Source organism: Pseudomonas sp. PVC-5-1 (assembly GCF_057444345.1).
The window spans coordinates 4278796-4296829 of record NZ_CM172024.1 but is presented as its reverse complement, the minus strand read 5'-3'; the positions used below and the strand labels follow the sequence as shown (position 1 = coordinate 4296829).

At 63.9% G+C, this 18034-nt stretch carries 11 protein-coding genes; 5 read left to right on the top strand and 6 right to left on the bottom strand.

Annotated features, from left to right (window positions below):
* Positions 1–5: 5 nt before the first annotated feature.
* The 3 genes from AC2T3R_RS19630 to AC2T3R_RS19620 all read right to left on the bottom strand — a co-directional run bounded on the left by AC2T3R_RS19630 (position 6) and on the right by AC2T3R_RS19620 (position 3345).
* Complete coding sequence (locus tag AC2T3R_RS19630) at positions 6–1184, bottom strand: vWA domain-containing protein (protein ID WP_013973749.1); 1179 nt, start codon at positions 1182–1184, stop codon at positions 6–8.
* Between the two features lie 13 nt (positions 1185–1197).
* Entirely contained in the window at positions 1198–2043 is an 846-nt protein-coding gene (locus AC2T3R_RS19625; protein WP_013973748.1) for an AAA family ATPase, read from the bottom strand.
* Between the two features lie 228 nt (positions 2044–2271).
* A complete protein-coding gene (locus AC2T3R_RS19620) occupies positions 2272–3345 on the bottom strand; it encodes a DUF748 domain-containing protein (RefSeq protein ID WP_013973747.1) in 1074 nt (357 codons plus the stop codon).
* 134 nt (positions 3346–3479) lie between these two features.
* On the opposite strand from AC2T3R_RS19620, the gene cysK reads away from it, so the two are divergent.
* Positions 3480–4454 carry a cysteine synthase A gene (cysK, locus tag AC2T3R_RS19615; RefSeq protein ID WP_013973746.1) on the top strand — a complete coding sequence of 325 codons (975 nt, stop codon included), beginning with the start codon at positions 3480–3482 and terminating at the stop codon, positions 4452–4454.
* Positions 4455–4627: 173 nt separating this feature from the next.
* Positions 4628–5563: an aspartyl/asparaginyl beta-hydroxylase domain-containing protein gene (locus AC2T3R_RS19610; RefSeq protein WP_013973745.1), complete on the top strand. Its 936-nt coding sequence runs from the start codon at positions 4628–4630 to the stop codon at positions 5561–5563.
* A 133-nt stretch (positions 5564–5696) separates the two neighbouring features.
* Here the strand turns inward: AC2T3R_RS19610 and AC2T3R_RS19605 are convergent, their stop codons facing one another.
* From AC2T3R_RS19605 to azu, 3 genes are all read right to left on the bottom strand, one after another.
* A complete protein-coding gene (locus AC2T3R_RS19605; RefSeq protein ID WP_102083962.1) occupies positions 5697–6854 on the bottom strand; it encodes an ATP-binding protein in 1158 nt (385 codons plus the stop codon).
* 155 nt (positions 6855–7009) lie between these two features.
* The gene (locus AC2T3R_RS19600; RefSeq protein WP_486744143.1) at positions 7010–8662 is read right to left on the bottom strand and encodes a cyclic peptide export ABC transporter; all 1653 of its coding nucleotides are present in this window, start codon (positions 8660–8662) and stop codon (positions 7010–7012) included.
* Between the two features lie 34 nt (positions 8663–8696).
* Complete coding sequence (gene azu, locus AC2T3R_RS19595) at positions 8697–9146, bottom strand: azurin (RefSeq protein WP_486744142.1); 450 nt, start codon at positions 9144–9146, stop codon at positions 8697–8699.
* 181 nt (positions 9147–9327) lie between these two features.
* On the opposite strand from azu, the gene AC2T3R_RS19590 reads away from it, so the two are divergent.
* The 3 genes from AC2T3R_RS19590 (at position 9328) to AC2T3R_RS19580 (ending at position 18033) form a co-directional block, all read left to right on the top strand.
* Positions 9328–10311, top strand: coding sequence for a TauD/TfdA family dioxygenase (locus AC2T3R_RS19590; RefSeq protein ID WP_486744140.1), 984 nt, complete (start codon positions 9328–9330; stop codon positions 10309–10311).
* Between the two features lie 647 nt (positions 10312–10958).
* Complete coding sequence (locus tag AC2T3R_RS19585; RefSeq protein WP_015271332.1) at positions 10959–11219, top strand: DUF3077 domain-containing protein; 261 nt, start codon at positions 10959–10961, stop codon at positions 11217–11219.
* Between the two features lie 349 nt (positions 11220–11568).
* A complete protein-coding gene (locus tag AC2T3R_RS19580) occupies positions 11569–18033 on the top strand; it encodes an amino acid adenylation domain-containing protein (protein ID WP_486744139.1) in 6465 nt (2154 codons plus the stop codon).
* The last annotated feature ends 1 nt before the right edge of the window (position 18034 follow it).

Below are 18034 nucleotides of genomic sequence, written 5' to 3'. Positions count from 1 at the left end.
CAAAATCACTTGGACAGGTAACGCATCCCTTCCTCCAACCCCTGCAAGGTCAGCGGGTACATCTTGTCTTCGATCAAGTCCCGCACCAGGTGGGTCGATGCGGTGTAGTCCCAGGCCTGCTTCGGGTACGGGTTGATCCAGATGATCTTCCTGAATTTCTCCATGAAACGCTGCATCCACACATAACCGGCTTCTTCGTTCCAGTGCTCCACGCTGCCACCCGGCTGGGTAATCTCGTAGGGCGCCATGGCCGCATCGCCAACGAACACAACCTTGTAGTCATCGCCGTATTTGTGCAGCAGGTCGAAGGTGGAATAGCGCTCCGAGGTGCGGCGCAGGTTGTTTTTCCACACCGACTCGTACACGAAGTTGTGGAAGTAGTAGTACTCCAGGTGCTTGAACTCGGTCTTGCACGCCGAGAACAGTTCTTCGCAGACCTTGACGTGGGCGTCCATCGAGCCACCGATGTCGAACAGCAACAGCAGCTTCACCGTGTTGCGCCGCTCGGGGCGCATCTGGATGTTCAGCAGCCCGGCATCCCGCGCGGTGTGGTCGATGGTGCCGTCGATGTCCAGCTCTTCGGCGGCGCCTTCACGGGCGAACTTGCGCAGCCGGCGCAAGGCCAGCTTGATGTTGCGCGTGCCCAGCTCCACCTGGTCGTCCAGGTTCTTGTATTCGCGCTGGTCCCACACCTTCACCGCCTTGCCCTGGCGCTTGCCGGCCTCGCCCACGCGGATGCCCTCGGGGTTGAAGCCACCGGAGCCGAACGGGCTGGTGCCGCCGGTGCCGATCCACTTATTGCCGCCGGCGTGACGCTCCTTCTGCTCTTCGAGGCGCTTCTTGAACTCCTCGATCAGCTTGTCCAGGCCACCCAGCGACTGGATCTGCGCGCGTTCCTCGTCGGTCAGCGAACGCTCGAATTCCTTGCGCAGCCAGTCTTCGGGGATCAACGCTTCGATGTGCCGGTCCAGGTTCTCCAGGCCCTTGAAGTAGGCGGCGAAGGCGCGGTCGAACTTGTCGAAGTGGCGCTCGTCCTTCACCAGGATGGCGCGGGCGAGGTAGTAGAACTCGTCCATGTCGGCGAACACCACGCGCTTTTGCAGGGCCTGGTGCAGGTCGAGCAGTTCGCGTACCGACACCGGCACCTTGGCCGCGCGCATTTCATTGAACAGGTTGAGCAGCATGGCCCGGCTCCCGTCAGCGGTTGCCGCGCCGGCTCATGAAGGCCAGGCGCTCGAGCAGTTGTACGTCCTGCTCGTTCTTCACCAGCGCGCCGGCCAGCGGTGGAATGGCCTTGGTCGGGTCGCGTTCGCGCAGCACCGCTTCACCGATGTTGTCGGCCATCAGCAGCTTGAGCCAATCGACCAGTTCGGAGGTGGACGGCTTTTTCTTCAGGCCTGGTACCTTGCGCACGTCGAAGAACACGTCCAGCGCCTCGCTGACCAGCGACTGGCTGATGTTCGGGTAGTGCACGTCGACGATCTGCTGCAGGGTAGTGCGGTCGGGGAAGGCGATGTAGTGGAAGAAGCAGCGGCGCAGGAAGGCGTCTGGCAGCTCCTTTTCGTTGTTGGAGGTGATGATGATGATCGGGCGCTGTCTGGCCTTGATGGTCTCGTCGATTTCGTAGACGTAGAACTCCATCTTGTCGAGCTCTTGCAGCAGGTCGTTGGGGAACTCGATGTCGGCCTTGTCGATTTCGTCGATCAGCAGAATGACCCGTTCCTCGGCCTCGAAGGCCTCCCACAACTTGCCCTTTTTCAGGTAATTGCGCACATCGTGGACCTTGTCCACGCCCAGCTGCGAGTCCCGCAGGCGGCTGACCGCGTCGTACTCGTAGAGGCCCTGGTGGGCCTTGGTGGTGGACTTGATGTGCCAGGTGATCAGGCGCGCACCGAACGAGGCCGCCAACTGCTCGGCAAGCATGGTCTTGCCGGTGCCGGGTTCGCCCTTGACCAGCAAGGGGCGTTCGAGGGTGATGGCCGCGTTTACCGCCAGTTTCAGGTCGTCTGTGGCGACGTAGTCGCGGGTGCCTTCGAACTTCATGGGTCTGTCCTCTGAGGGTAGCTTGCTCTGGCCCTATCGCCGGCAAGCCAGCTCCCACAGGTACAGCACAGGTCTTGAGAACTGTGGGGATCCTGTGGGAGCTGGCTTGCCGGCGATAGGGCCGGAACAGGCAGCACATATTTTGATTTGTCACCGACTATAACGCGGGGTTCGCCGACTGGAAACGCAGACCAGGTATTCAGTCCCTGAATGCCCCGTCACTCGATCCTAGTCGGAATCCGGCGCATCACGCTCATACCGCGCATTGAACGCCTCGATGAACCCGTTGCGCAGTATTTGCAGAAACGCCTCGAAGGCGCTGATATCCTGTTTGTGCACGCTGCCGCTGAGCTCTACCCGGGTCGCGAACTGGTTCTTCGGCTGGTTCTTCAATACTGTCTCGGTTGCACCTACCAGCGCTTCCCAGACCGAGCGGAAGAAGCCTTTGTCCTTCTCCTGCACATCCTGCTGCCAGTCGAACACATCCACATCCCGCAACAGTGGCTTGATATACCCGTTCAATCGCCCGTTGGTCGCCTCGGCCTCTATCACCACATCGCCGTGCCCGGCATTGAAATCGAACTTGCCGTAGGCGCTGGCGAAGTCATTGAGCTTGCGCAGCTCGATACCCGTGGCGCGCAGGCGGAACTCGAAGTCGTCGAAATCGCTGAACGGGTCGAAGGTGGCGCGACTTTCCACCTTGGCATCGCCTACGATCAGCGCCGTGCCATCGAAGCTGGCATCACGTCGGCCCTTTTCGTCACGAATGTTGGTGAGGTTGCGAATACTGGCATCGAGCTGAGTGGCCTTGAGGTTGACTGGTGGTTTGGAGTTGAAGTTGCGGAAAGTCAGCACGCCGTTGTCGATGCGAACCTCGTTCAGGGTGATCGGCAGCAGTTTTTCCAGTTGCTGGCGCCAGTCGGTGCCCTGACCGGTCTGCGAGTTCTGTTTGTTGCCGCCATCGACGAAGTTGAGTTCCGGCCGGTCGAATATTACTTCGGCAACCACTGCGCGGTCGTACCAAAGGGCGTGCCAGCTCACCGACAGGTCGATCAGCGGTGCATCGAGAAACGGTACCGGCACCTTGCCGGTGGTCTTGACGATCTTCAGCCCGTTGATCTGGTACGCGCCGCGCCACCAGGCCAGGTCCACATCGGCCACCTGGCCACGGTAGTCGCCCATGTCGGCCAGTTTGTCATTGAGGTAGTCGCGCACCAGATAGGGCAGGGCCAGGTGCAGCGCCAGCAACAGCACGATCAGGCTGGCCAGGCCGATCAGCGGCCAGCGATAACGGGCTCTCATCGAAGTGTCTCCAACGCAGGATATGCGGTTGACCGCAACGAGTCCGCGTGAGTTCGAACAGGCTTTACGGGCCACCGGCCCGGGCTTACCCTTGAGGTCTTTCCCTGCTTTTTTTCATGCCAAGGACCCCTGCCATGAGCCGTATCTTTGCAGACAACGCCCACTCCATCGGTAACACGCCGCTGGTGCAGATCAACCGCATTGCCCCGCGCGGCGTGACCATCCTGGCCAAGATCGAAGGGCGTAACCCGGGCTATTCGGTCAAATGCCGCATCGGCGCGAACATGGTCTGGGACGCCGAAAGCAGCGGCAAGCTCAAGCCGGGCATGACCATCGTCGAACCGACCTCGGGCAACACCGGCATCGGCCTGGCCTTCGTCGCCGCAGCCCGTGGCTACAAGCTGATGCTGACCATGCCCGCATCCATGAGCCTGGAGCGCCGCAAGGTGCTGAAGGCTCTGGGCGCCGAGCTGGTGCTGACCGACCCGGCCAAGGGCATGAAGGGCGCCATCGAGAAGGCCAATGAAATCGTCGCCTCCGACCCGGCCCAGTACTTCCTGCCGGGCCAGTTCGAAAACCCGGCCAACCCGGCGATCCACGAAAAAACCACCGGCCCGGAAATCTGGAACGACACCGACGGCGCGGTCGACGTGCTGGTGGCAGGGGTCGGCACTGGCGGCACCATCACCGGTGTTTCGCGCTACATCAAGCATACGCAGGGCAAGGCGATCCTGTCGGTGGCGGTGGAGCCAGTGGCCTCGCCGCTGATCAGCCAGACCCTGGCCGGCGAAGAGCTCAAGCCCAGCCCGCACAAGATCCAGGGCATCGGCGCCGGCTTCGTGCCGAAGAACCTCGACCTGTCGATCGTTGACCAGGTGGAAACGGTGACTGACGAAGAGTCCAAGGCCATGGCCATCCGCCTGATGCAGGAAGAGGGCATCCTCTGTGGCATTTCCTGTGGTGCGGCGATGGCGGCGGCCGTGCGCCTGGCCGAAAAGCCGGAAATGCAGGGTAAGACCATCGTCGTAATTTTGCCGGACTCCGGCGAGCGCTACCTGTCGAGCATGCTGTTCAGCGACATGTTCAGCGAGCAGGAAAACCAGCAGTAATCGGCCTTGCCGCTGATCCCGCGCAACGTTCGGCGGCTTGGTTTATTGCAAAATCTTCATGATTGAGTTGCTGCCCGGGCTGTTTTTACCCTGGCGGCATCAGTTTATGATGGCAGGATGATTTATCGGAGAGCAGGGCGCGCAGCCCTGTTTCTTCCTCAAGGAGTGAAAGCATGACCTTTTCCTTTGCAGCCAAGGCGGGTGTCTTGCTGGTGTTTTTTGGCAGCGTGCTGTTCGTGCACCTGCGCGGCAAGGCTCGCTTGCCGGTGTTGCGCCAGTTCGTCAACCATTCGGCGCTGTTCGCCCCTTATAACAGCCTGATGTACCTGTTCTCCGGCGTACCGTCCAAGCCCTACCTGGACCGCCAGCGCTTCCCCGAGCTGGACGTGCTGAAGGACAACTGGCAGGAAATCCGCGAAGAGGCCATGCGCCTGTTCGACGAGGGCTACATCCGCGCCGCGGAGAAGGATAACGACGCCGGCTTCGGTTCGTTCTTCAAGAAAGGCTGGAAGCGCTTTTACCTGAAGTGGTACGACAAACCGTTGCCTTCTGCCGAAACCCTGTGCCCGCGCACCGTCGAGCTGGTCAGCAGCATCCCCAACGTCAAGGGTGCGATGTTCGCCCTGCTGCCCGGCGGCAGCCACCTGAACCCGCACCGCGACCCGTTCGCCGGCTCCCTGCGCTACCACCTGGGCCTGTCCACCCCCAACTCCGATGCTTGCCGCATCTACGTCGATGGCGAGGAATATGCCTGGCGTGACGGCGAGGACGTGATGTTCGATGAAACCTACGTGCACTGGGTCAAGAACGAGACCGACGTTACCCGGGTGATCCTGTTCTGCGACATCGAACGCCCGCTGAGCAGCCCGCTGATGACTCGCATCAACCGCAAGGTCAGCGCCTTCCTCGGCCGTGCCACCGCGCCGCAGAATACTGATGACGAGCGCGTTGGCGGGATCAACCAGGCCTACGCCTGGAGCAAGCGCTTCAGCAACCGGATCAGTAGCCAGGTCAAGCAGTTCAAGCGCGCCAACCCCAAGGCCTACCGCGTGCTGCGGCCGGTGCTGGCGGCGGTGGTGGTGTACCTGTTGTATCACTGGTTGTTCTGATTTCTACCTGTTGGGGCTGCCTTGCAGCCCATCGCGACACAAGGCCGCTGCTACAGGTGATTGCGTACTCCTGTAGAAGCCTTGTGTCGCGATAGGGGCGCAAAGCGCCCCCGGCATCCTCTCAGAAAACCACTCAGGCAAGACCTTCCAGCAAACCGTCCGCTCGCACGATATCGACTATCACCTGTTCATCTACCGCGTACACCCCCCGCGATGCTTTCCACACCAGGTTCTTGTCCTGCAAGGCGATGAGCGCTTGCTGCACCCCCGGTACCTCGGCCTTCACTTCGCTCGCATCCACGCCAGCCTGTTCCATCGCTTTGGCGTAAAGTGCCAGGGTCGGGGCCTCGAACGGCGCGTAGTCGTTCCCCTTTGCGCACATGACACGTAGAACCGCAGCCTGGATAGGCGTGAGGCTGTGGATCACCTTTTTCAGGTTTGCGTTCAAGTCATTGGCTTGTGCCTGAACAAGCTCTCTGAAGCGTGCCGGAATGGCCTCGGGTTCAATGCCGAAGTCGAAGCGGATTTCATCCGCGGCCGCACCCAATAGCTCTGGGCGATAGCCGCTTTCCTTGAAGAGCTGAAACACCTCCGTTGAATCGAGTGCGCATGGCAGGTCGATATTGGCGCACAGCCAGTCGATGAAGTCCTGGTCCAGGGTCGGGAACTGCACCATGGAGGCGCCGAAGAACGCCTGGTCCTTGCTGTTGCGCAGCATGGCCAGCTTGTCCCGGTTTGAACCGGTGCAGACGATGCGCAAGCCATGGTGCTTCGAACTGTTGAGTTCGTCTCTGGCTGCCTTGAGGGCGAACAGCGCCGCTATTCCTTGCTCGGTCGTGATTGCATGCTGTGCTTCGTCGATGATCAGCACGATGATCTTGCGGGACTCATCGGAGAGCGCCGCCAGGGCGGTGGTAAGGTCGACATCTTGCCCCAGCCCGATCTTGTCCACGCTGAAATTCAGGCCGCCGACAGTGACCTTCTCCATGCCAGATGACTTTGCCAGCCGCGTGATGAAGCCTTCGTTACGCCCGACCGCCTCACGCACCGCTTCTACGATGACTTGCCCGGGATCTTTGGTCAGGTCTTTCCACAGATCGGCATACAGCACAATGGCCCCGGCTGTTTCGAGGGCCGGGCGCAGGTCTTCGCGGGCAAAGGTGGATTTCCCGGTACGTCGTGGCGCAGCGAGAAACACACCAGAGCTTGCTGCGCTGCCCACGGCGACTTGCAGGATCAATTTCGACAGGCGGGATGCAAGCGCCGGACGGTGATAGACAGTTTCAGGCATCTCGGCCCCTCCGTTTCAATTTATAGTCGATTATAGATTGATTATAGAGGCATTATAGATCTGACAGGGGCGGTGTTTATAGGGAATTATAGACAGACTATAGAGCGATTATAGATCGTGTTTGATGAGGGGGCGCGCAGCCCCCCTTTGCTGCTTCAAGCCGGCTCCAACGCCTTCACCACTTTCCCCCGGCTAAGGTGCACCACCTTGTCCGCCGTATCGAAATACCGGTCATCATGCGAAATCACGATGATGGTCTTGCCCAAACGCTTCAGGTCCGGCAGCAGCTCGGTGTAGAACACCCGGCGGAAGGTCGGGTCCTGGTCCGCCGCCCATTCGTCGAACACCAGCACCGGTCGCCCGTCCAGCCAGGCATTGACCAGTGCCAGGCGCTTGCGCTGGCCGGTCGACAGGTCGGTGGTGGTAAAGGCACCATCGCGCACGCTCACCTTGTGGGCGATCTCCAGCCGCTCCAGGTAGCGCGTGGCATCGCTGGACAGGCTGTGTTCATGCTCGGGCAGGTCGTCGAACAGGTAGTAGTCGGCGAACACCGTGGTGAACAGCTGGCGATAGTCATCCAGCCCCTCCGGGCCGACAGCCTTGCCGTTCAGGCGCACTTCGCCGCGTTGCGGGGTGTATAGGCCGAGCAGCAGCTTGATCAGCGAAGTCTTGCCGCAGCCGTTCTCACCGACGATGAACAGGATCTCGCCCGGTTCGATGCTCAGGTTCACCGGCCCCACGCGGAACGGCTCGTTGCCGTCCACTGGCGGGTAGGCGTACTCGACGTTGTGCAGCTCCAGATGCGCGCTGGCCGGGGCAGGGCGCTTGACTGGCGGCTCCAGCAGCAGGTGCGGCTCGGGCGAGGAGAAGCGCTCGGACAGGTCGGCAATGCGGCGGAACGCCACCTGGGCGCGGCCAAGGATAGGCAGGTTGCCGATCAAGGTTTCCAGCGGGCCTTTCATGTACAGCAGCACCAGCACGAAGCCGCTCATCACCGCCGGGTCGTTGCTCGGCCATAGCGATTGCAGGGCCAGGGTCAGGCCGATGACCACGAAGAACAGCATCGACCCCAGGCTCTTGGCCGCGACGAAGATGTTGATGGCGCGGATATGGGTGTTGGCGATGAAGTCGGCGGTGCCCTGGATGTTGCGGGTCAGCATGGCATGGCGGCGGCGGCGGTCGATGCGCAGCTCCTTGGCGCCCTCGGCGATGGCCGAGTAGTGCTTCTGCAGGTTGTCTTCGGCATCGCGGGCGGCGTTGAAGCCGGCCACCCCTTTTTGCCTGGCCACGTATTGAATGCCACTGCCAATGCCGATGGCCGCCAGGGTGATGAGGAAGATCGGCCACGACAGCCAGGCCAGGTAGGCCATGCAGCCAGTCACGGTAGTAAGCGAGATGGCCAGCGGGGCGAAGGCGAAGGCAAAGTCGCTGATGGTGTCGACGTCGCGGGTCAGCACCGGGATCAGGCGGTGGGTGCGGTAGCGCTCGATCTGCTCGATCGGCGCCGACAGCACCTTGGCGCCGAGGTCCTTGCGCAGCCTGGCGATGACTTTCTGCCCAACGTAGTTGGTGCCGCTGTCGGCCGCCACGCTGCTGACCAGGGCCAGCACGCACAGGCCGGCGAAGGCCAGGATCACGCCCTGGCTCATGCCGCCAGCGGCATGCAGGCCCTGGTTGACGGTGGCCAGCAGGGCGGTCACGGCCAGGCCGCCGAGCATGCCCAGCAGCACCGAGACGATTACCGCCGGGCGGTAGGGTTTCAGCAGGCCCAGCAATTCGCGGATGGCCCCGGGGGAGGAGGTTTTCATGAAGCGTGATCTCGCTGGTGAGGTGGGGGCCGGGTCAGCTGCCGAGGGTCAGGGAGCCTTTCATCAAGGTGCTGTGGAACGGGAACGAGCAGTAGAAGCTGTACGCGGTACCTGCCTTCAGCGATCGGGTGTCGAGGCTGACGCTGTCTGTTTCACCGCCGCCGATCAGGCGGGTGTGGGCGATCACCCGGGTGTCGCCGGGCTTCACGTAGTCCAGTGCCTCGCCGGCTTTCTGGCCGTCGTCGAGCACGCCTTGCATGTCGGCCTGGGTACTCAGCACCCAGTTGTGGCCCATCACGTTCTTCGGCATGTCGCCAGGGTGGGTGAGCGTGACGGTGAACACGGCGCAGGCCTTGGGCACGGTGATGGCGGCCTTGTCGAAGGTCATCTGGTCGGTGCCATGAATTTCCACGGCGCATGGCTGCGCCGACCAGGCGGCAGGGGCCACGGCGAGCAGGGCGAGGAGCAGAAGCTGGCGAGTCATGTACGGTTCCTGGGCGATAGAAGGGTGCACATCGTTCAGACGAACCGGCGCGCGCCGGCTTTACCTGTGTGTGCGGCCCAGGTGAATTTCCCCATCGCCCGCTCGTTCATTCAGTCAGGCGCCGACATGGCGCACATCCCGATTTCGCCGCCTATGCGGCCCTGGCCTGAGGTGACCGGACATGAGTGAACTGCTGAGCTTTGCGATCGAACCCCTGGACGCCGCGCGCGGCAACCTGCCGCTGCTGGTGCACGCGCCGGAGCCGGGCATCGACCTGCTGGAAGCCTTTGCCGAGTTGCAGCCGCTGGTGGACCGGCACCTGCTGCAGGCTGGCGGCATCCTGTTTCGCGGCTTCGAGGTGGGGGGCGCCGAAGCTTTCCGCCAGTTCGCTGCTTCTTTCGGTCACCCGCTGCTCAACTACGAGTTTGGCTCCACCCCGCGCAGCAACGTGACCAAGGGCGTGTACACCTCCACCGAATACCCGGCGCACCAGAGCATCCCCCTGCACAACGAGCAGGCCTATACCCTGGAATGGCCGATGAAGATCTGGTTCTACAGCGTGATCCCCGCCGAGACCGGTGGCGAGACGCCGATTGCCGACAGCCGCGAGGTGTACCGGCGCATGCCGGCGCGCATTCGTGAGCGGCTGGTGGAGAAGGGGCTGATGTACGTGCGTAACTACGGCAACGGCCTTGATGTGGAATGGTCGCAGGTGTTCAACACTGAAGATCCGCGCCAGGTCGAGGCCTATTGCCGGGCGCATGCCATCGAGTGCATCTGGAAGGATGACGGCGAATTGCGCACCCGCCAGCGCTGCCAGGTGGTGGCGCGCCACCCGGTGACCGGGGAGGATGTGTGGTTCAACCAGGCGCACCTGTTCCATGTGTCGAACCTGCAGCCAGAAGTGCGCGAGTCGTTGATGGACATCGTCGAGGAAGAGGACCTGCCGCGTAACGTGTACTACGGCGACGGTACGACCATCGAGGATTCGCTGCTCGATGAAGTGCGCGGGGTGCTGGACGAATGCACCATCAGCTTTCCTTGGCTGGAGAATGATGTGCTGATGCTGGACAACATGCTTGCGGCGCATGCGCGGTCGCCGTTTACCGGCAAGCGCAAGGTGGTGGTGGCGATGGCGCAGGGGTATAGCGAGGTGTTGGGCTGACAGGTGCATGCCTTGGGTTTTGCAGCGCCTGTGAGATCGAGCGCCGCCCGCGCGGCGCTTCGCAGCACAAGGCTGCTCCTACATCTGTTTCGGGCCAGTAACGCCTGTGCCAGTGCACGCGACCGCCTTGTTTTTCTGACACGATATCGAGGTGAACGCCAAGGGGCCGCGTGCTTGTATCGCAGGAATAACTGGCCCGAAACAGATGTAGGAGCAGCCTTGTGCTGCGAAGCGCCGCGCGGGCGGCGCTCGATCTCATAGGCGCTGAACCTGTCATGGCGAACACCTGTCAGCCCTGACGCATTCTCAAGACATGCCCCCAGCAACCTACAACAATCCCAGACTCTTCCTACGCCTCGGGACTGGCAACTCCACCTCCTGCGAAATACCCTACAACCTCTGTCGACACGCGTCTGATTGTTCCTGCAAATCCCGCACTCTAGGCTTTGCCCGTCGCTGACGGTTCAGCGATCGGGTGTGGAAACCTGCAGCAAGCATTTCAGGTTATGTCGTTCATGGCGGCTGTACCCGGGAGGCCTCGTGCCTACCGAGTTTTCCTTGAATGCACTCGGGTTTCCACCCCGTGTACAGCCGCCACCCTTCCTGTGGAAACGGAAGAGGCGGTCACCGAGCATTCAGGAAAAACAATGACCGACGAAACCAAAACCACCCCCGGTGTCACCTACTTCTACCAAGGCGAAGGCCAAACCCATCCGCTGTTCCGTATCGCTGAGGGCATCCCCTGCCGCAGCGCCCGGGAGCAAGCCTCGGAGTTGATGGGCTATGCACGCGACTTGTCACTGACCGGTTTGATGGACGGCGATCAGCAGATGCTCTGGGCTTCGCATTACTTTGCAGCCATGGCCAAGGCGCTGCTGGATGATGCCGAGTTGGGTTTGCTGCGCTGATCCTTGTATTGGCTGGGCTGGCCCTTTCGCGGCTAAAGCCGCTCCTACAGGGATTGTGCATGCCTGAGGTTAAGCAGAATGCCGCAGGGTATGCACAACTCCTGTGGGAGCGGGCGTGCCCGCGAACACGGGCGCAGCCCGTGCCATCCATCGCGCTGCCTGCTTCGCGGGTAATCCCGCTCCCACAGGTACTGTACTGACACTGAGGTCGGTGATGACCCTGTGGGAGCGGGTTTACCCGCGAAGAGGTCCGACAAGGCGACTCCCCGAGCCCAGGAATCCTCCACTAAATCAACCCACCACACCTTCGTCTGACAGTTACCGCTCGACTGCCAGGACACCGCTCGACATGAATGCCGACCAAACGCTCAAGCTCGCCCGCCGCTTCATCGAACTCAGCCCCGACAAGCGCCGCCTGTTCCTCAAGGCGCTGCAGGGCGAGGGCATGGATTTTTCCGTGCTGCCGATTGCGCCCGGGGTGGAGGTGGCCGAGCGTGACCAGCTGTCGTACGCCCAGCGGCGCATGTGGTTCCTCTGGCAGCTCGACCCGCAAGGCGCGGCGTACAACCTGCCCATGGCCGTGCGCCTGAATGGCTCGCTGAACCTGGCCGCCCTGCAGCACGCCTTCGATGCCCTGGTGGCCCGCCACGAAACCCTGCGCACCCGCTTCGTCGCCGACGGCGATGACGTGCGCCAGCAGGTCGAGGCCAGCGCCGCCCCGTTGCAGCTGCACCAGGATGCCCTGGCCGGCCTGGACGAGTGCGCCCGTCAGGCCGCCGTCGAAACCATCGCCGAAGCCGAAGCCTTGGCCCCCTTCGACCTGGCCAGCGGCCCGCTGTTGCGGGTGCGCCTGCTGCAACTGGCGGCACAGGAGCACATCCTGCTGCTTACCCTGCACCACATCGTCGCCGACGGCTGGTCGATGAACGTGCTGATCGACGAATTCATGCACCTGTACGACGCCGCCGTGGCCGGCAGCGAAGCCCACCTGGAACCGCTGCCGATCCAGTACCGCGACTACGCCCTGTGGCAGCGCAGCTGGCTCCAGGCCGGTGAGCAGGAGCGCCAGCTGGCCTACTGGCAGGCGCGCCTGGGCGATGACCATTCGCCGCTGGAGCTGCCATTGGACCGCAGCCGCGAGGGCCGCCCCAGCTATCGTGGCGCGCGTCACGAGTTCCCCATCGCCGCAGATGTCGTCGAACGGCTGCGCGGTCTGGCACGCAAGCATAACGTCACCCTGTTCATGGTCCTGCTGGCCGCCTTCAAGCTGCTACTGCAGCGCTACAGCGGCCAGTCGGCGATCCGTGTCGGCGTGCCCATCGCCAACCGCAACCGCGCCGAAAGCCAAGGGCTGATCGGCTGCTTCATCAATACCCAGGTATTGCACACCGAAATCGACCCACTGCTGGACATCACCGGCCTGCTCCAGCGCGTGCGCGAAACCGCCCTAGGCGCTCAAAGCCACCAGGACCTGCCGTTCGAGCAACTGGTCGAAGCCCTGGACCTGCCGCGCAGCAGCGAGAGCCCGCTGTTCCGTGTGCTGTTCAACCACCAGGCGCAGGTGGCGGATGTGCAAGCCATCGAGACCCGCTCCGGCCTGAGCCTGGCGCCAGTCGTGCTGGCAAAGCACAGCGCCCGCTTCGACCTGGCGCTGGATACCCATGAGCGAGCGGGGCAGCTGCATGCAGCGTTCACCTATGCGACCGACGTGTTCGATACGGCCACCGTCGAAGCCCTTGGCGAGCAGTGGCTAGCCCTGGTGCAGGCATTGGCCGACGAAGCGGCTGGCGCAGTTGGCGAGTTGCAATTGCCAGGCCTGGCCCCTGCCATTGGCGCGCCTGCGCAGGCTGACGCAACGCTGCTGGTTCACCAGCGCTTTGCCGCCGCCGCCAGCCGCCACCCCGAGCGCACGGCGGTGATGGCTGCGGGCGAGCAGGCCAGCTTCGCCGAACTCGATGCCCGCGCCGAAGCCATTGCAGGCCGGCTGGTGGAAGCCGGAGCAGGGCCGGACACACTGGTCGGCGTGCTGGCCGACCGCAGTGTCGGCATGCTCGCCAGTATCCTCGGCGTGCTCAAGGCCGGTGGCGCCTACCTGCCACTGGAGCCCGAGCAGCCGGCCGAACGCTTGGCCTACATGCTTGCCGACAGCGGCACGCGCCTGGTACTGGCGCCCGGTAACTGGCAGGCCGAACTGCCCGAGGGCGTGCAGCGCCTGGACTGGGCGCAAACCGGCAACGGCAGCGCCGCCCGCATCGCCCCGGCGCCGGCCAACCTGGCCTACGTGATCTATACCTCCGGCACCACCGGCCAGCCCAAGGGCGTGGCGATCAGCCACGGCGCCCTGGCCAACTACGTCGAAGGCATCGCCGCGCGCCTGCCGCTCGAGCGTATCCGCAGCATGGCCCAGGTCTCGACCCCGGCTGCCGACCTCGGCCACACCATGCTGTTCGGTGCCTTGTGCGGCGGCCATACCCTGCATTTGCTGCTACGCGAGCAGGTGCTGGATGCCGAAGGCTTCGCCGCCTACCTGGCCGAGCACCAGGTAGACGCGCTGAAGATCGTACCGTCGCACCTGGAGGCCATGTTGGTGGCCGGCCGCTCGGCGCTGCCGGCACAGTGCCTGGTGCTCGGCGGCGAGGCCATCAGCCCGAGCCTGCTGGGCAAGGTCCGCAACCTGGCCCCGGCGCTCAAGGTGTTCAACCACTACGGCCCGACCGAGACCACCGTCGGTGTGCTGGTCGCCGAACTGAACGGGCAGGCCAGCCTCGGCCAGCCACTGGCCAATACTTGCGTCGCGGTGCTCGACCGCTGCCTGCAACCCCTGCCGGCCAAAGCCAAGGGCGAGCTGTACATCGGTGGCGCCGGCCTGGCCCGCGGCTACCTGAACCGCCCGGCACTCACCGCCGAGCGCTTCGTTCCCGACCCGAGCGGCCACGGCCAGCGCCTGTACCGCAGCGGTGACTGGGTTCGCCAAGGCAGCGACCTGCAGTTCGCCGGGCGCATGGATGGCCAGGTCAAGGTCCGTGGCTATCGCGTGGAACTGGCCGAAATCGAAAACCAGCTGCGTGCCCTGGGCGGTGTCGCCAATGCCCTGGTGCGCGTGCATGGCCAGGGGCCGCAACTGCAACTGGCTGCCTGGCTGGTGCCCAGCCAGATGCCGGCCGATAGCCTGGCCTGGCAGGAAACGATCCGCTCCAGCCTCAAGCGCCTGCTGCCCGAACACATGGTGCCGACCCACCTGATGGTGCTGGAGCACCTGCCGGTCACGGTCAACGGCAAGGTCGATGTCAAGGCACTGCCGGAACCCGCCGCCACCCAGGTGGCCTATCAGGCGCCGCAGACCCCGCTGCAAACGCAATTGGCACAGATCTGGGCGCAAGTCCTGCAAGTACCGCAGGTAGGCCTGGGCGACAACTTCTTTGCCCTTGGCGGCCATTCGCTGCTGGCCACCCAGGCGGTATCGCGGATACGCAAGCAATTAGGCGTGGATATTCCGCTGCGCAGCTTGTTCGACACCGTCGACCTGCAGGCCTTTGCCCAGGCAGTGGCCGAAGGCGAGCAGGGCGCAGGCCTGGACATCGAGATCCTCGATCGCCAGCAACCACTGCCGGTGTCCCGCTCGCAAAACCGCCAGTGGCTGTTCTGGAAGCTCAACCCCGAAAGCCTGGCCTACAACACGCCGATGGCCGTGCGCATGCAGGGCCACCTCGACCACTGCGCCGTGCAGGCTGCGCTGGATGCCTTGGTAACCCGCCACGAATCGTTGCGCACGGTGTTCGTCGAGGCCGACGGCCTGCCTTGGCAGCGCATCCTGCCGGCTGCCACGGTAGCGATCGGTTTCGAAGACCTCAGCGGCCAGGACCACGCCGCGCAGATGCGCAAGCTGGAAGCCGAAGCCTTCGTCCCGTTCGACCTGGAGCACGGCCCGCTGCTGCGCGCACGCTTGTTCAGGGTGCATGCGCAGGAGCACCTGCTGTCGCTGACCTTGCACCATATCGTCTCCGATGGCTGGTCGATGAGCCTGCTGGTGCGCGAGTTCGCCGCTGCCTACAACGCCGCCGCCACGGGCCAGGCGCAAGCCGTCGAGCCGCTGCCGGTGCAGTACGCCGACTTCGCCGCCTGGCAGCGCAAGTGGCTGGCCGAGGGGCAGATGCAGGCGCAGATCGACTACTGGAAGGCCCGCCTGGAAGACGACTTCGAAGTGCTGGAACTGCCTGCCGACCGCATTCGCCCGCAGGTCAAAAGCTACCAGGGCAGCCGCTTCGACGTGCGCCTGCCACAAGCCCTCACCGAGCGCCTGCGGGCACTGGCGGTGGCATCCAACGCCACATTGTTCCATGTGTTCCTGGCGGCCTATGCCATCGTGCTGTCGCGCTACAGCCGCAAGGGCACGCTCAACATTGGCGTGCCGGTCACCAACCGCAACCGCCTGGAGCTTGAGGGGCTGATCGGCTTCTTCATCAACGTGGTCGTGGCTCGTATCCGTGTCGATGGCAGCCAGCCGTTCTCGCAGCTGCTGGCGGCGATCAAGGAGACCACCCTGCAGGCCCAGGCCAACAAGGATGTGCCGTTCCTCGAAGTAGCCGAGGCGCTGTATCCGGAGCGTGACCAGGGTGTGAACCCGATCTTCCAGGTGCTGTACAACCACCTGCGCGACCTCGGCGAGCAGGTGTCCAGCGATGCCCTGCACGGCCTGCAGGTCAAGGAAGTGGACCTGCTGGAGCCGGGCGCGCAGTACGACATATCGCTCAACACCCTGGAGCGCTCCGATGGCGTGACGGCCTCGTTCAACTATTGCACCGACCTGTTCGATGCCGCGCGTATCGAGCGCATGGCCGGGCATTGGCAAGCACTGCTGGAAGCCATCTGCGCCGAACCACAATGCTGCATTGCCGAGCTGGACTTCCTTGGCAGTAGCGAACGCCAGCAGCTGACCCACGGCTGGAACCCGGCGCCCCAGGCTGGCAGCGGCTTGTGTGCGCACCAGCTGCTGGCGCGACAGGCCCACGAGCGGCCGGATGCGCTGGCGCTGATCTTCGACGACCAGCAGATGACCTACGCCGAACTGGACCGCAGCAGCAACCAGCTGGCTCACCGCCTTCGGGCGCTGGGTGTGGGGCCGGACTGCCTGGTTGGCGTGGCTGTCGAGCGCGGCCTGGGCATGGCCCTGGCGCTGATCGCCATTCACAAGGCGGGTGGCGCCTATGTGCCACTGGACCCGGACTACCCGCGAGAACGCCTGGCCTACATGGTCGAGGACAGCAATATCGGCCTGCTGCTGGCCGACGCGCCCTCGCGTGAGCGCCTGCAACTGGGCAAGCAACTGCCCTGCGTGGTACTGGAGCCGGGCACCGAGTGGCTGCAAGCCTGGCCCGCCGAACCGCTGGCCAACCTGGTGGCACCGCACAACCTCGCCTACGTCATCTACACCTCCGGCTCCACCGGCATGCCCAAGGGCGTGGCCATCGACCACCAGGCCCTGTCGCTGTTCTGCCAGGTGGCCGGCGACTATTCGCGCCTCACCCCGGACGATCGCGTGCTGCAGTTCGCCACCATCAGCTTCGATGGCTTCATCGAGCAGTTCTTCCCGCCGCTGGCCCAGGGCGCCTGTGTGGTGCTGCGCGACCTGCGGCTGTGGGACACCGCCACCCTGCTGGACGAGATCAACCGTCACGGCGTGACCGTGGCCGACCTGCCGGCGGCCTACTGGCGCCTGCTGGCGCTGGAGCGCCGCGCCCCCGAGGCCTATGGCCGGCTGAAGCAGATTCACGTGGGGGGAGAGGCGGTACCGGAAGATGCCCTGCGCGCCTGGCTGGCCGATGGCCCGCCAGCAGTGCGCCTGCTGAACACCTACGGCCCGACCGAAGCCACCGTGGTCGCCACCACCTACGATTGTTCGCAGATGACCGTGGAGCAGATCAGCCTGGGCGGCGTACCGATCGGCCGTGCCTTGCCGGGGCGTACCCTGCATGCTCTGGACGATGGCCTGGCGCCGACGCCGGTGGGCGTGCCCGGCGAGCTGTTCATCGGCGGGGCAGGTTGCCTGGCGCGCGGTTATCACCAGCGGCCGTCACTCACCGCCGAGCGTTTCATCCCCGACCCGTTCGACCCGGTTGGCGGTGGCCGCCTGTACCGCACCGGCGACCTCGGCTGCTACGACGAAAACGGCCAGTTGGCCTATCGCGGCCGGGTCGACCACCAGGTGAAGGTGCGCGGCTTCCGTATCGAGCTGGGCGAGATCGAGCAGTACCTGCGGGCGCACCCGGACGTTCGCGAAGCCACCGTGCTGGCCATCGACCTGCCCGGTGGCAAGCAGCTATGCGCCTATGCGGTGCCGGCCGAAGGCTACCGCGGCGATCTGCGCCAGGCCCTGAAGCAGTACCTGAAGGCCAGCCTGCCGGACTACATGATCCCGGCCTACCTGGTGACCCTGCCGAGCATGCCGCTGACCCCCAGCGGCAAACTCGACCGCAAGGCGCTGCCGCTGCCCGACCCGAACCAGCCACAGCATGACTACCAGGCGCCGCAGACCGAGCGGCAGCAGCAGCTCGCGAACATCTGGGCGCAGTTGCTTAACGTTGCCCGGGTCGGCCTGAGCGACAACTTCTTCGAACTGGGTGGCCACTCCTTGCTGGCGGCCCAGGCAGTGTCGCGGATCAACGTCGAGCTGGGGCTGGACATACCCCTGCGGCTGATCTTCAGCCACCCCGAACTACGCGCGTTCGCCCAGGCACTGGACGAGCAGGGCCTGTCGCTCTCCGACGATGGCCTGAGCGATATCGAACACATGATGAATGCATTCACAGAGGCCTGAC